16 protein-coding genes are annotated in these 14,615 nt (G+C 58.0%); 7 read left to right on the top strand and 9 right to left on the bottom strand.

Annotated features, from left to right (window positions below; translation table 11 throughout):
• Positions 1-92: 92 nt before the first annotated feature.
• The 4 genes from AC53L6_RS04465 to AC53L6_RS04450 form a co-directional block, all read right to left on the bottom strand.
• Positions 93-1,181: a helix-turn-helix domain-containing protein gene (locus tag AC53L6_RS04465; protein WP_496907000.1), complete on the bottom strand. Its 1,089-nt coding sequence runs from the start codon at positions 1,179-1,181 to the stop codon at positions 93-95.
• Positions 1,182-1,211: 30 nt separating this feature from the next.
• Positions 1,212-1,841 carry a hypothetical protein gene (locus tag AC53L6_RS04460; RefSeq protein ID WP_496906937.1) on the bottom strand — a complete coding sequence of 210 codons (630 nt, stop codon included), beginning with the start codon at positions 1,839-1,841 and terminating at the stop codon, positions 1,212-1,214.
• A gap of 96 nt (positions 1,842-1,937) precedes the next feature.
• On the bottom strand, positions 1,938-2,501 hold the full coding sequence (locus AC53L6_RS04455) for a metallophosphoesterase (protein ID WP_496906936.1): 564 nt from the start codon (positions 2,499-2,501) through the stop codon (positions 1,938-1,940).
• A 68-nt stretch (positions 2,502-2,569) separates the two neighbouring features.
• Positions 2,570-3,202: a hypothetical protein gene (locus AC53L6_RS04450; RefSeq protein WP_496906935.1), complete on the bottom strand. Its 633-nt coding sequence runs from the start codon at positions 3,200-3,202 to the stop codon at positions 2,570-2,572.
• An 82-nt stretch (positions 3,203-3,284) separates the two neighbouring features.
• Between AC53L6_RS04450 and AC53L6_RS04445 the strand changes: the two genes are divergently transcribed.
• Complete coding sequence (locus AC53L6_RS04445) at positions 3,285-3,530, top strand: helix-turn-helix domain-containing protein (RefSeq protein ID WP_496906934.1); 246 nt, start codon at positions 3,285-3,287, stop codon at positions 3,528-3,530.
• Here the strand turns inward: AC53L6_RS04445 and AC53L6_RS04440 are convergent.
• From AC53L6_RS04440 to AC53L6_RS04420, 5 genes are all read right to left on the bottom strand, one after another.
• Positions 3,527-4,810, bottom strand: coding sequence for a type II toxin-antitoxin system HipA family toxin (locus AC53L6_RS04440; protein ID WP_496906933.1), 1,284 nt, complete (start codon positions 4,808-4,810; stop codon positions 3,527-3,529). The two genes, AC53L6_RS04445 and AC53L6_RS04440, sit on opposite strands and share 4 nt — an antisense overlap.
• Positions 4,810-5,058 (bottom strand): helix-turn-helix domain-containing protein, encoded by a 249-nt coding sequence (locus tag AC53L6_RS04435; protein ID WP_496906932.1) that lies wholly within the window; start codon positions 5,056-5,058, stop codon positions 4,810-4,812. Before AC53L6_RS04435 ends, AC53L6_RS04440 begins: the two co-directional genes overlap by 1 nt.
• A 92-nt stretch (positions 5,059-5,150) precedes the next feature.
• A complete protein-coding gene (locus AC53L6_RS04430) occupies positions 5,151-5,825 on the bottom strand; it encodes a hypothetical protein (protein ID WP_496906931.1) in 675 nt (224 codons plus the stop codon).
• Positions 5,818-7,077 carry a plasmid recombination protein gene (locus AC53L6_RS04425; RefSeq protein ID WP_496906930.1) on the bottom strand — a complete coding sequence of 420 codons (1,260 nt, stop codon included), beginning with the start codon at positions 7,075-7,077 and terminating at the stop codon, positions 5,818-5,820. Before AC53L6_RS04425 ends, AC53L6_RS04430 begins: the two co-directional genes overlap by 8 nt.
• A gap of 343 nt (positions 7,078-7,420) precedes the next feature.
• A complete protein-coding gene (locus AC53L6_RS04420) occupies positions 7,421-8,515 on the bottom strand; it encodes a helix-turn-helix domain-containing protein (protein ID WP_496906929.1) in 1,095 nt (364 codons plus the stop codon).
• Positions 8,516-8,855: 340 nt separating this feature from the next.
• On the opposite strand from AC53L6_RS04420, the gene AC53L6_RS04415 reads away from it, so the two are divergent.
• From AC53L6_RS04415 to AC53L6_RS04390, 6 genes are all read left to right on the top strand, one after another.
• A complete protein-coding gene (locus AC53L6_RS04415; RefSeq protein ID WP_496906928.1) occupies positions 8,856-10,010 on the top strand; it encodes a phosphoserine transaminase in 1,155 nt (384 codons plus the stop codon).
• Positions 10,010-10,492, top strand: coding sequence for a hypothetical protein (locus AC53L6_RS04410; RefSeq protein ID WP_496906927.1), 483 nt, complete (start codon positions 10,010-10,012; stop codon positions 10,490-10,492). Before AC53L6_RS04415 ends, AC53L6_RS04410 begins: the two co-directional genes overlap by 1 nt.
• A gap of 89 nt (positions 10,493-10,581) precedes the next feature.
• Positions 10,582-12,174 (top strand): phosphoglycerate dehydrogenase, encoded by a 1,593-nt coding sequence (gene serA / locus AC53L6_RS04405; protein ID WP_299700468.1) that lies wholly within the window; start codon positions 10,582-10,584, stop codon positions 12,172-12,174.
• A 78-nt stretch (positions 12,175-12,252) separates the two neighbouring features.
• Positions 12,253-13,014, top strand: coding sequence for a Stf0 family sulfotransferase (locus tag AC53L6_RS04400; RefSeq protein WP_496906926.1), 762 nt, complete (start codon positions 12,253-12,255; stop codon positions 13,012-13,014).
• Positions 13,015-13,053: 39 nt separating this feature from the next.
• Positions 13,054-13,680: a LysE family translocator gene (locus AC53L6_RS04395; protein WP_496906925.1), complete on the top strand. Its 627-nt coding sequence runs from the start codon at positions 13,054-13,056 to the stop codon at positions 13,678-13,680.
• Between the two features lie 65 nt (positions 13,681-13,745).
• Positions 13,746-14,471: a metallophosphoesterase family protein gene (locus AC53L6_RS04390; RefSeq protein WP_496906924.1), complete on the top strand. Its 726-nt coding sequence runs from the start codon at positions 13,746-13,748 to the stop codon at positions 14,469-14,471.
• Positions 14,472-14,615: the final 144 nt, after the last annotated feature.

The raw sequence follows: 14,615 nt of genomic DNA, 5'->3' as shown, positions 1-14,615 counted from the left end.
CGTAGCGCTACAGTTTGGCGGGTGGATTGAACCCGCCGATCAGTCGGTCAGCTGGAAGGCTAGCGAGTAAAACCCAATGTGCCCAAGCTGTCTCAATTTACGATGCGGAGTGTTGGGCGGACCTGATCCTGCTCCGCTTTGTTGCCATAGGGGTAAAGCCCGTCCAGCTCATGCTCATAGACCGATGCAAGTCTGGCAAGTTCTGCTTTGTCGAAACCAAGATCTGTGAGGTGTGACTTCACAATTGTCGGCATCACGCGCGGTAAATCATGAGGAAAGTCTAGACTTGCGGGTTCTCTCGTTCGCCAGCCTTTGGCACTAATCTGTTTCCAGAGATAGTTGGCCTGATTTTTCGTAATGATCTCTTCTCTCTGGATCGCATAAAGAATGCCCTCGATGGACATTTTCCATTCCAATTTTAAGCTGCCCAACAGAGCCAGGTCGATTTTGCGCCCCCGACAAGCGCCACGGAGTTCTTCTGGTGGCAATAGAAAAGCCGACGCAAATTCATTGGCTTCTTTTTCCATCGCGGGCGTCGGAAACCTGTGCATAACAAGATGACCGAGTTCGTGGGCAAGTGTGAAGCGTACACGGTCTGCCGGGTGGTTCGGATTAAGAAGGATCAAAGGAGGTTGGCCCGGTGCAGAAAACGTCACGCCGCTAACTCCTGAACCATGTCGCTTCGATTTGTCGGTGCCAGCCCCATAGAAATCTGAAAAACTCACGATCACCCCGGCACGTTCTAATAGCCTGGTCAAATTTTTGATCGGACCGGCAGGTAATTGCCAGTGGCGCCGGACCATATCGGCGATCTGCACGGGCGATCCGAAGGACTCAATGTCGAATTGAGGCAGATGCAACGAGGGTGTGAACTCAACGTTCTCAAGAAATCGCCGCAGGTGCATTATCCGCAAGTTCAGTTCGGCGGTAATCATGTCTACGTCACGCGCACTGATCTGTGCAGGGCCGCGCAGCATAGTATGAACGCTAACAGGTGGCCCATAGACGGGGGCGTGTTGGTCGAAGAACTCGGTGGGTAACTGAAACACCTTCGAAATTCCTGCCAGCGTCTCGTCATCGATCTCGATAAGATCGTTTTCCATGCGAGAGTAAACAGCCTGTGCAATACCGAGGCGGTCGGCAGATTTTTTCTGTGTGAATCCTCGAAGGTGCCGCGCCATGCGCAGCAATGAGCCTCTTGTAGACATAACTTAGTCGCTTTCAGAGCCGACTTCAGCGCCGGTACTATCCACACGTGGCCGAACCAGCAACTCGTCATCCTCATCGTCATTATCTGCGGGCGGAGTTGTGAGCGGTAGCCCTACAACGTTCCCAGCCTCTGGACGCTCAATTTCATAGTGCCAAAGTAACTGATCGCCGTCACGCGCCGCAACGACTACAGACTCGATCTCTGTTTCCAGATCGTTCATCGAGTAGAGTACTTCGACTTTCGCCGCCGCTGGCGGCATTCCGGGAAGCTCCGTCTGAACGCTTACAAAATCGATAACGGCTTGAGTAAGGAGATTGCGCCCAAGATGATCTTTATCCCCTTTCTTGAAGCGCAGAAGCACCTTGCCACCAAAGCAAAATTTCACTGTCTGGGCCTGATCGATCATGCGTACGTCAGGATGGGCGTCAAACGCGGCGGTTGCGTGTTGTATCACGAAGTCGAACAGAACGTTTGCAATGGTCCGATCATAAATGAACTGGGGAATACTCTTTGCTGCTAAACAGGAACGAACTTCCAGAAAGTCACGGAAAGCACTTTCGATGACATCACGAATTCGTCCGTGAAAGGGTGAAAGTGCTTCTTCAGCTTCAGCGCGGGTGTAAGTCGACATATGTTCTGCTCGTTCAGTGTTTTGCGAATTGTGGCAGGGTGTTTTTCCAAAATCAAGGGATTTTATTCAATTTTCATTCTGGACGTACAAGAAAGCCTAACTCAATTCCGCGTTGTGCTCCGCATCCTGCCAATGCTTGTTGACCGGCAGTGACTTGGCCCGTTGCTGAATGTCCCGAATCGTCACAGGCACATAGCCCCAGACATCCACACCGACATTGACTGAATTTCTGCTACCCATCCATTGCTCATGAACGTGGCCGAACAGGTGAAGAGCACCTTTCCGGGCCTTGTGCCAGGTGATCATTGGATAGTGGCAGAGGACAGAAGGTGCGCCAGTTCCATCCGACACCTCAGTCAGATGGGTGACCGAAGACCAAGGCAAAGCCTGGGTGGCCTCGCCGTCATGGTTGCCGACGACAAGGTGCTTTTCCGCACCCGGAAGGCGGGAGAAGAGGTTCGACAACCATTTGCGATCTTTGGCCTTAGGCCCAAAGGCGAAATCTCCAACAATCCAAAGTGCGTCTTGCGGGCCAACCTTCGAGGCGAGGTTTTCGAGCAAGACAGCATCCATGTGGCTTGCGGTCTCGAACGGGCGAGCACAATGCTTGATGATGTTGTCATGGCCGAAATGTGTGTCGGCAGTGTACCAATGCTTCATGGCTAATCTCAAAATCTACAACGCGCCAAAAGGCGGGTTCGCCGTTTAGCATCCAGTGACTATTCTGGCTAGGCGAGCGCCACCTGTTTGACACCATGGATGTCACGAACCTTGGTGTCCGATGTTACTCCAGCGGCGACCAAAGCCTGTTCGATCTCCTTGGAGACACGCTTTGCGCGGTCATGCGCCCATCCTGTGAGCTTGGTGGAGATCCACAATGCTGCAGGGAGCAGCACGAAAGGATAGAACTTCAACGCCGTCGCCGACATGCTGTCGCTCATGTTAGGAAAGAACACGGCCAGGGTCGCATAGTAGACCAACAGACCCGGTAAAGCCCCAACGACCGCAACCAAAAAAGCGGTAGACAGTTTCCCTTCCGGCGTGTCCGGCTCGACTGAACCGTGGAGCTGCAGGCACTGAGCCGTCAGGTTTGCTAACGCGACTGGTTCCCGCCCAACTGGTGCCCAGACAACGGCAACATCATCACCATGGCGGGCGCGGTCGAGCACTTCGCCGACGAGCGTGTGCTCTTGCCCACAGGTTTCCAGAAGTGTCATCTCCCGCCACTGGCGTGAACGCTCGACACGCCGAGTGCGGCGGTTCACCTCCCGCTCAACGCGATCAACGATGTCCACGACATTGCCACGGATGACTTTGTATCCGGGTGGCATATTCGGTTTCTTCTTTGGGGAACCAGACACGGCTTCCTCCGCATTATCCCATAATGGGATAATACCAGAACAGGATTACTCGGCAAGGGCTTAGCCCAAATGGAGATGCCGCATGACCAGAAGTCTGCGAACGCCGGGGCACCAGGCGTTGATGCAGGTGCTCGTGGAAACACGAAAATCGAAAGGTGTTACACAACAAGAGCTTGCTGATCGCCTAAGGCGGCCGCAGTCCTATGTCGCTAAAATAGAAACTGGTGAACGACGACTGGATGTTGTTGAGTTCGTTGAGTGGTTTCAAGCGCTAGGAGCTAATCCTAAAGCTGCCGTTTCGGCGATCTCAGAAGTGCTTCCCAACTAAGCCAAAAGTGCCGCTGTGCGGGCGTCGATGCCTTCCCAGGTACAAGCCATTAGCTCACCCGGAAAGCCCCCGGGGAGGGCACGCTCCGTGTCCGCAATTGCTGCCGGAACGTGGACGAGAAGATCAACAATTGCATTTTCAGCCAAGTCGCCCCCCAGCCCAACGTTTTTGGCCGTCTCAAGGAAGTGGCGTTTGACCACCTCATTGATCCGATAGTGGTTCTGGTCGCCAACGCACATTGCGAGGCGCATCCGATTGTGGCGGATTTGTCCGTCCGAGACGGCTTTCTGCGCGGTGAGGACGTCATAGAGCGGGGTCATGCGAAATCCGCCGCCCGGACGCAGCGCGATACTGAAGTTCTTGGCGTGTCCGTCTGTCGCCCCTAGAAGCCAGAAGACGACCTGTGCTTTGAAGAAGGCCAGACGGTCGTCGTTTGGGTCGTCGCTCGCCGACAAAAGCTTCATACCCTCCGCAATCCCCGGTCCGCCGTCCATCTGGTACTTTTGGCTCGGCGGATAGCCAAGCGCCTGGCAAAAATCCTCTTGCGGCAGGCGGATCAGCCTCTCGTCGCGCGTCCAGCGCCGGTCGAAGCGTGTAACGACCAGTGAGCGCACATTCTCGAAGTCGGCGATCTCGACCTCCGCCACATCAAGTCCAATAGCTTTGCAGAACGTCATGCAAAGGAACTCATTTTCAACGCTGTCGGACAGGTTGATCCCGTTTGGCAGCACGCCAAGCTGTGTCTTCAGGATGTGGGTCGTTGGCGTCATGCCGACGGGCCTGATCCATTCTCCGTCTTTTCGCAAGAGCGCAGTTTTCTCCTGTGCCCCGGCGAGTGAAATCCGAAAATCGTCATCCTCGATCCCAAGCGGTGCCGTGGCAAGGTTGCGGAGCACCTCTGCCACCTCTTCGTCGGAAACCGGCTCCCCTTCCAGACCTGTCGGCTCCGGAAGATCATCGCCGACAACAAATTGTAAGGCTCCCACACAGTCACGACCGATCTTCTCAAGGAGGTTGTAGGCATCCGTGCCGCCCGCCCCGGTTTTGGCTGCCACCCGTTCCCGGATCACCGGATTGTCCGGCAAAAGGTTCTCCAGATAGGCAATGACCGGCGCACCCTGATGTGCTTGCTCTTGCAATGGTAGGGACAGGGAGACGGGAAGGGTGTGTTCCCATGCCAGCCAGTCCGGCGCATAGCGAAATGAAATCGCGCCGCTGCGCGCCATGTCAATCTCACCCATATGGCGGCTGTTCAAAAGAACCGTCAGCCTGCGTGCCATCAGAAGATATCCTCGATGTCCGGCTGATCCTTACGGCGCTCGCCGATCCGGAACTCCAGGCCAAGCGCCATCATGATTGCGAGGATCGTCTTGAGCTGCGTGCCTTCGTCGCCATTCTCGACCGAGGAAATCGTGGCGATGCGCAAGCCAGATACAGAGCTGACCTCTTTCTGTGTCAGCCCCTTCGATTTGCGCGCGCGCCGCAAGGCAGTGCCGATCTGTTCAGGTGTGCGGGCCAGGGTTTCCATGTTACGCTCCATTTACGCCAGAGCGTATATCTTTGAAAATTACGCTTCAACGTAATAATTAAAAAATTACGCCATAGCGCAACATTTTCGCATCACTGGCTCAATCGGTACATCCGTCCATTATAGCTGGCAATTTCCGCCAAGCCCGGCGCGCGCCAAGCGACAAGCTCTCTACCGTCAGGAACCAAGAACACCACGTGACCACGGTACTCCACAAGCTCTAGCCCAATCCGGTCGCGCAACTCCACCAGTTCTTCCAGCGCAACACGGGCGGCATCGCGTTCATCCGAAATTTCCGAGAGGTCCGCTCCAACCTCGACAATTTGGCGCTCGATATCGGCGCGGCGGCTATCCATCTCAATCCGAAGCTCGGTCAACTGGGCATCACCTTCCTCCCGCGCGGCATTGATCTGGTCGGCATATAAGATGCGCAGCGCTTCTGCTTCGACCCGCGCGACAGACTTCAAATTGCTGCCAGACCAAAGCGCGATCACAATGATCAGAACACCGACTGAAGCGGCCGTGGCAATGCCTCCGACCTGAAAAAGCCGGGTTCGTGTCACCCGAATCTCCAGCTCGTCCATCTGGGTTTCGACCAGTTTCATCTTGGCTTCGACAGTAGCGGCTTTGAACGCCGTCTCACGTACAAGGCCCTGAAGTTCGTCTATGGCCTCGATCAGGTCAGCGGCTTTCTGGGTCTGCGCAGCGCCCTCCGCTTGTCGTTGTTGTTTGAGGTAGGCGATCCGGTCATCGAGATCGTTACTCATGGCTCATACCCCGTTCCGAACGCTCCGAAGCCGGTTTCAACTCTTCTGAAAGGTCAGAGCGCAGTTGTGCGGCGTCAGCTCTTGGCAGAAACGCAGACAACTTTTGCCAAGCCAAAATGACCGCCGAGACAGGTTTCTCCAGGTAACACAAGATCCCGTAATCATCCACGCTCTTGGCCAAGGCTCGATCCAAGATTTCAATCGAGGAACGTTCCAGGTCGAACCGAACGGCCCCAGAAAACACTCCAAGGAGCACACGCACCGTTGTTCCGGCAACGTCCAGCACCACCCTTTTGACGACTCGACGTTTCTCAAGCTCAAAAGCGCGCTCTTTCTGTTTCAGTTCGGCCTTTGCGGCTTCCATCTGAGCGGACTGATCGGCGAGCTCTTCACGCACTTTCTGTTGCAGTTGACGGGCGTCCTGCTTCGCTGCGTCAACCACTTGCCGAGCACGCTTCGCAGCGCGTCTCTTTGCTTCCTTAGCCTCACGCTGAGCCTGATCGACCAAAGCCAGCTCTTCGGCGAGTTCTTCTGCTTTCTGCGCCGCCGACTGTTCCAGATCGTCCTCAGCGTCAACGATGCGCTCAACCCGCGTAGCAATATCACTTTGCAGTTTGGCATCGCGCCGCGCATGATCTTTGCGGGCCTTCCATTGCTGGCGGCTGAGGCGCTCGCGTTTCGGCCCAGTTCGGGTCAGGCCACAGGCCAGACCTACATGCTCATAGTAGTGGTCCTGCAACTCCCGCGCCTTCGCCCGATAGGCAGCATTGCCGAGCTTCAGCGCGGCCTTGTCATCCTGACCGGCGGACCGAGCAACCTCCATCGTCTGCTCCTTAGCTTGCCAAGCGGGGTTGAGCTGGCGTGCCGAACAGGTCGGGTCATCCAATGGGAGGATAAAGGCGTGAATGTGCGGGTGCTTTTCGTCCCAATGCTCGATCACAGAAACCAGCTTTTCGCCGAAGCGGGTCTTGAGCCAAGCAACATTGTGCTCGCGCCAAATTTCGTAGTCAGCGCGAGCATCGGGCTTAGTGTTTACAAGATCGGTCGGCAGGGGGTGCGAAGCCACAGCGGTCATCAGCGTGTGCCGGTCCTTGCGGATGCCGCGCCGCGCTTTTCGCCCGTTCTTGAGGGTGACGTCTACACCACAAGCGGCAACCATCTCGTCATGTAGTTTTCGGACCTCATCAGCGGTTACGCCATAAATGACAGACGGAAGAAGCGGCTCAACCACATGCTTGCTGTAAACAGGCACTCTAGCAGCTTCTGCTAGCACCTGTTCAACAGACTGCCCTCGTGGGTTCGCTTTACGAGAATACGACTGGAGGTGCATAAATTGCGGGCCCGACACTAGATCGGCCCCGTTTGAAAAGAAACACAGTACGGACCGACTATTATGTTGCAAGCAACATGTCGGTCAGGGCGCTGCGCCCCTGAACCCCGCAAAGCGGCTGCGCCGCCGATCCCAGCGGGACCGAAGCCGTCTTCGGCGGCTGCAATTCCATTCTGTACCAGCCTCTTGGTGGGCGAACAGGATGGAATTGTTCGACGACAAGCTAGCTCTTCACACGCGCGGCCAATGAGTAGATACGTCATCATCATGAACGCCCCGCTACGAAGGACATCAACTCGCCGAGCAAGCTGTCGATGATGCCACATTGCCGCGCCTCTTTTCGCGCCATTCCCGCGAATGCCTTTACCGCGTCTCCAACTTGATATCGATCCGCTCGCTGAGCGTTGCGATCAGCGATCACCAAGCACAGCGACGCTCGATCCGCACCCAGCAGATCACAGTTTCTCTGCCAAAGCGTACCAGAAACGCCGAGTTGGAGTGCACGATCTCGTGACGCCGAATTCACGCTGTTCTGGCTCAGCTTCCCGCGTTGATCTTGTGCAATCCAGTAGAGCTCTATGATCCCCCGGAGTTCATCGGTCGCCAGCAAGGCGACGTGTTCAGGTGTAGTGCTCAGTTTCGGAACACTGCGCCGTTTCTCCGCCGTACAGGTTTTGGTTTTATGTTCATGGTTAGTATCTGGTCGGCCTAAAGTGTCCGACCCGGCGGCCACTTTTGTCCGACCGGGGTCACTCGAAAAGTCCGTTAGAACGACTTCCAAAGCCTCTATGACTGCTGCGAGCCTATCCACGTCATTGACTTCAGATGGCCTCAACCTTGGGAAAACATCGCGCGCGGCCAGAAGAGCTTGCTCAACGCCCAAGCCTCGAATGCTCCGGATCAGATCGTTCGCACGTTGCCGATAGACGCGCAGGCGTTCAGATATACGCACTTGCCTCTGGACCAGTTGGGCCAAGTCACTGGCTCGCTCGATCAACGGACCTAGGTTGATCCCGGCAGCCAGAACGATCCGGCCATCGCGGTCACGTCGACCAAACCTGCGCCCGCCTAAGCCGGCAGTTCTGAGAATAAGCCCGCGTTCTTCCAATCGACTGGCGATCCTGGTGATGCGCCGAACATTGAAACCAAGTTCGCCGGCCTCGGTCGCAACCGCTTCCCAAACGGCACAAATCCGGCCTGGTTGAAAATCAGCAGAACGAACCTTCCGTATCAAATAGCGGATATAGGCGATGTCCTCGTCTCGAAGCCCTAGACGCGTCCGCAACTTCTCCAGCATGTCCGGGAGATCAAATGGCTTTATACCCGAAGGCAATCCCTGATGTGTGGCGGTGATGCTCATGTCGAAACACCTCCCGCAAAGCTTGCGAAAAGGGGGCACGCTTGGTATTTGTTGGGCTCGATAGACTCTTCATTGCCGTCAGTTAGAGGTGCAACTCTACTGGCGGTTTTTTCTTTGTGCAGTGCCGGTTCCCGCGACATCGACAGAGGAACAAAGCACGATCCTGTTGTGTCAGTTTTGTGCCTATCGGAAACTCGCGTTCCTACATCGTTCTGCACCTGCCTACAATTTTCTGCATAGCAAGCGCCTTTGCCTGTTGCTGTTTTTTCTGGGGTTCCGTATGTCCGGCGGTGGGACACCCTTCCCCAACGAAGGGCGAATATCTGTAAGGATAACATCAATGGCTACCACTGCTCCGGCCACGCGGCCGGCAAATCCGCGTTTTTCCTCTGGCCCTTGCGCCAAACCCCCCACCCATACCCTGACCGCTCTGGCCGACGCGCCTCTTGGCCGCTCGCACCGTGCTGCCGAAGGCAAGGCGAAGCTGAAGCAAGCGATCGAAGAGACACGCGAGATCCTCGGCGTCCCCGCTGACTACAAGATCGGCATCGTACCCGCCTCCGACACGGGCGCCTATGAAATGGCGATGTGGTCGCTCTTGGGCGAACGGCACGCCGAGATGGTCGCTTGGGAAAGCTTCGGCGCGGGCTGGGTCACGGACGTGGCCAAGCAGTTGAAAATCGAACACACCGTTCACACTGCCGACTATGGGCAGATCGTGGATATGGCCGCCCTGAATTACGACCACGATGTCTGCTTCACCTGGAACGGCACGACCTCGGGCGTACGGATGGCAAATGGCGACGCGATCCCGGCGGACCGCGCAGGTCTGACGCTCTGCGACGCAACCTCCGCTGCATTCGCAATGGACCTGCCTTGGGACAAGCTCGATGTCACAACGTTCTCTTGGCAAAAGGTGCTGGGTGGCGAAGCAGCCCACGGCATGCTGATCCTCAGCCCCCGCGCCGTGACCCGGCTGGAAAGCTACACGCCCGCATGGCCACTGCCGAAAATCTTCCGCCTGACCAAAGGCGGCAAGCTGATCGAAGGGATTTTTGTTGGCGAAACCATCAACACACCGTCGATGCTCGCGGTCGAGGATTACCTGTTCTCCCTGAAATGGGCGCGCGACGTCGGCGGCCTCCAAGGGCTGATCGCCCGCGCCGACGCAAACGCGCAAGCGGTGTTCGACTTCTGCGACCAGCACGATTGGATCGACAACCTCGCGGTTGATCCTGCAACGCGATCCACAACGTCAGTCTGCCTCAAGTTCACCGACGACCGGATCACCGACGGCGCGGCGTTCGCCAAGGCCGTCGCCAAGCGGCTCGCGGATGAAAACGTGGCCCTAGACATCGGCGCCTACCGCGACGCCCCTCCGGGCCTGCGCATCTGGTGCGGCGGAACCGTTGAAACCGGCGATATCGAAGCGATGCTGCCTTGGCTGGCATACGCATTCGACGCAGAAATCAGTGGTCTTTCGGAAGCAGCCTGATGGCTTTCGACGATCCATTGATCCAGCAGATGCTGGCCTTTGTCGAAGGCATTGGAATCCCGGTGCGGGCAACAGAACTGCCGGACACCACGTTCCTGCCTGGCCTCGACATCCGCGACGGGGCGCTGTGCATTGACGCAGCGCGCCTCACCTATCCCGGCGACATCCTGCACGAAGCAGGCCATATCGCTGTCGCGGACGAAGAGCGGCGCAACCAGCCGACCTTCAAGCCGACCAAGGCCGAGGAAATGGCCGCCATGGCCTGGTCCTTTGCCGCTGTGCGTCACCTCGGCCTGCCACCTGAAACCGTGTTTCACGGTGACGGGTACCAGGGTGGATCCGGCAACCTGCTTGAGGCGTTCGAGCAAGGCAACGGACCCGGCGTACCCCTGCTGGGATGGCTTCAGCTGACAACTGACCCGAATGCACCCGACGCAACCGGCAAACGCTGCTTTCCCAACATGGACCGCTGGGTCCGGTGATCGCTGAACCGCAATGACAAATCGGCCCGCAAAGGGCCGACACACATCCCCAATACGCGGCAACGTCCGCAAAAAACCTGGAGCCTCACATGCCCAAAGTACTCATCTCCGACAAGCTGTCAGACGCCGCCGTCCAAATCTTCCGCGACCGCGGGATCGAGGTCGATTTCGAACCCGATCTCGGCAAGGACAAAGACAAGCTGGCCGAAGTGATCGGCCAGTATGACGGCCTCGCCATCCGGTCGGCGACCAAGGTCACGCCAACAATCCTGAAGAACGCGACCAACCTCAAGGTCATCGGCCGTGCAGGCATCGGCACCGACAACATCGACAAGGAAGCAGCGTCGAAAAAGGGCGTGATCGTCATGAACACGCCCTTCGGCAACATGATCACGACGGCCGAACACGCCATCGCCATGATGTTCGCTGTCGCACGGCAAATTCCCGAAGCCAGCTCCTCCACCCACGCGGGTAAATGGGAAAAGTCCAAGTTCATGGGCACCGAATTGACAGGCAAGACACTCGGTGTGATCGGCGCGGGCAACATCGGTGGCATCGTCTGCGACCGTGCGCGCGGGCTCAAGATGAAAGTCCTCGCCTACGACCCCTTCCTGGGGGAAGAGAAAGCCGACAAGATGGGCGTTGAAAAGGTTGAGCTTGAGGACCTGATCAAGCGCGCCGACTTCATCACGCTGCACGTGCCCAAGACCGAGCAGACGGCCAACATGATCACCGCCGAACGCATCGCCATGATGAAACCTGGTGTCCGGATCATCAACTGCGCGCGCGGCGGCCTCGTAGACGAAGCGGCCCTCGCCGAAGCGCTCAAATCCGGCCACGTGGCCGGTGCGGCCTTTGACGTCTTTGCCGAAGAACCCGCTAAGGAAAACGCGCTCTTCAACCTACCCAACGTTGTTGTCACGCCCCACCTCGGCGCCGCGACAACCGAAGCGCAGGAAAACGTAGCCCTGCAGGTGGCAGAGCAGATGGCGAACTACTTGCTCACTGGGGCGGTCGAAAACGCACTCAACATGCCATCGGTCACAGCGGAAGAGGCGAAGGTCATGGGCCCCTGGGTCAAACTGGCAGGTCACCTGGGCAGCTTCACAGGCCAGATGACGGACGAACCGATCAAGGCGATCAACATCCTCTATGATGGTGTCGTCTCCGAAATGAACCTCGATGCGCTGAACTGCGGCGTGATCGCGGGCATCATGAAACGCGCCAACCCCGACGTGAACATGGTCTCGGCCCCCGTGGTCGCCAAGGAACGTGGCATCCAGATCAGCACCACGAACCAGGACCAGTCCGGTGCCTTCGAAGGGTACATCAAGATCACCGTTGTCACTGACAAGCGCGAACGCTCCGTCGCGGGCACCGTGTTCTCGGATGGCAAACCGCGCTTCATCCAGATCAAGGGCATCAACATCGATGCCGAGATCGGGGCCAACATGCTCTACACCACGAACGAGGACGTGCCGGGCATCATCGGCCTTCTGGGCAACACGATGGGCAAGAATGGCGTGAATATCGCGAACTTTACCCTTGGCCGCGCGGCCATCGCGGGCGAAGCCATCGCGCTGCTCTATGTCGACGATCCGATCCCCACGGACGTGTTGAAAACACTCGAGGGGACAGGCATGTTCACACAGGTCAAACCGCTGGCCTTCGACGTGGCTTGACCTGGGCCTGACCCGGGCCTGACGCGCGGGGCGGAGGACACCTCCGCCTTACGATTGTCACCGAACTGAACTAAAGGCATGGGCGATCCATATTGGAAGACGCCCATGCCGACACCCAGCGCCTATATCTTGTGCACAAGCCCCCGCAGCGGCAGCACACTCCTGTGCGCCCTGCTGCGCGACAGCGGCGTTGCGGGCCATCCAAAATCCTACTTCCACCAACCCGACCTGGACAAATGGCGCGCAGGCCTCGACCTTGCGCCGGACACACCGCGCCCGGACATCTTTGCCGAAGCCGTCGCGCAGGGGTGTGGCGACACGGACATCTTCGGCCTCCGCCTCCAACGCCACAGCGCGCCGTTCTTCTTTGACCAATTGCGTGACGCACACCCGGACGCAACAACAGACAAGGCCGCAGTCGAAGCTCAATTTGGCCCGACCCGCCACATTCACCTGCACCGCAAGGACAAGGTGGCACAGGCCGTATCGCTGGTGCGCGCCAGCCAAAGCGGGCTCTGGCATCGCAACGCGGACGGGTCGGAACTGGAACGCACTGCACCTCCGCAAACACCACAATACGACCACACCGCCATCGCGCAGGAATTAGAGACTGTCACAAACTATGACACAGCGTGGGAGGATTGGTTCAAGGCGCAAGGTATCGCACCATTGCGGCTCGACTATGACACCCTGTCCGCAGATCCCTCGGGAACGCTGGAACAGATTCTCAAAGACCTGAAGCTGCCACAAGGCGCACCGGTCCAGCCCGCCGTGTCCAAACTCTCTGACGACATCAGCGTAGACTGGATCACCCGCTTCAAATCTGAAACGAACGCCTGAGTGGCTTGCACAACCACGCCCAGCGCCTAAGGTCACCCCATGCCCGGTCTCGACACACTCCTCGCCTTTCTCATCGCCACCGCGATCTTTGCCTACATCCCCGGCCCCGCCATGCTCTACGCCACGGCGCAAACCCTGGCCCGCGGCGCACGCGCCGGGCTGATGGCGGCATTGGGTCTGCATGTCGGGGGCTATGTCCACGTGCTGGCAGCAGCCTTCGGACTCGCACTCTTGTTCGAACTGGTGCCGCCGCTCTATGTGGCTCTGAAACTGATCGGGGCAGCCTACCTGATCTGGCTCGGTCTCCAGATGATCCGCACACGCAACGCGCGGGTGAACGCCACACCGCAAGGCGATAGCAACCCGGCCCGCGCGTTTCGTCAAAGCATGATCGTCGAAATCCTCAACCCGAAAACCGCGCTCTTCTTCATGGCGTTCCTGCCACAGTTCTCTGACCCGGCAGCCGCGCTCCCAATCTGGGCGCAAATGTTGATTCTGGGCACAGTCGTAAACGTCGTCTTTTCCAGCGCCGACCTTGTCTGCGTGGCCCTCGCTCACCGCATGTCCCGCCTGCTGGCACATACGAGCCGCGCCAATGCAAGAGTCAAAGCCCTGGGCGGCTCCATCCTCGTCGGTCTCGGCCTGACCGTCGCCCTTGATCGCTAAAGTTCACTCCCAAACACAAACCCCGTAAGGCGGAGGTGTCCTCCGCCCCGCCTGAAAGGCTGCCCATGACACCCACCTATGCCATTGGCGACATCCACGGCCAAAAGGCCGAACTGGACCGCGTCCTGTCCCTGATCGAAGCAGATGGGGGCAAGGACGCACAGATCGTTTTTCTGGGGGACTACACCGACCGGGGACCCGACAGCCGGGCTGTGCTTGATACCCTGATCCAAGGACGGGACGCGGGCAGAAACTGGACGTTCCTCAAGGGCAATCACGACCGCATGTTCGAATGGTTCATGGCCAACCCGATCCGGCACGACCCATATATGATGGTAGAACTCTATTGGCTGCACGACCGGCTGGGCGGCGACACGACGCTGGCGTCCTACGGGGTGGATGCCTCGGGACAACGCCGTGAAAAGGACGTGCAAGCTGATGCAAGGGCCGCAGTGCCCCAAAACCACCTCGACTTCCTGCGCGGCCTACGCTTCAGCCATACCGTCGGCGACTTGATGTTCGTCCACGCTGGCATCCGCCCCGGTGTGGCACTGACCGATCAGACCGAGGAAGACTTGCTCTGGATCAGGCAGGAATTTCACAACAGCGACGCCAACCACCCCAAACTGATCGTACACGGTCACACGCCCGTCGATACGGCAACGCATTACGGCAACCGGATCAACCTTGATACTGGCGCAGGATATGGCCGCCCCCTGACAGCCGCCGTGTTCGAAGAAGACACCGCTTGGCTTCTGACGGACACGGGACGTCTCCTGCTCAAACCGTAAGGCGGAGGTATCCTCCGCCCCCGCGCATCAAGATGCGCCTTACATCCAATCCTGCCGCACGACTGCGCCCTTGGTCATTCTGCGTCTGTAAGGCGGGGTTCACCCCGCCACTGCCTGCGACACAGCACCACGGATTAACTAGAC

The organism is Tateyamaria sp. LSS28, from assembly GCF_059611725.1.
The sequence above is the reverse complement of the archived record's forward strand: the minus strand, read 5'-3'. Positions and strand labels throughout refer to the sequence as shown.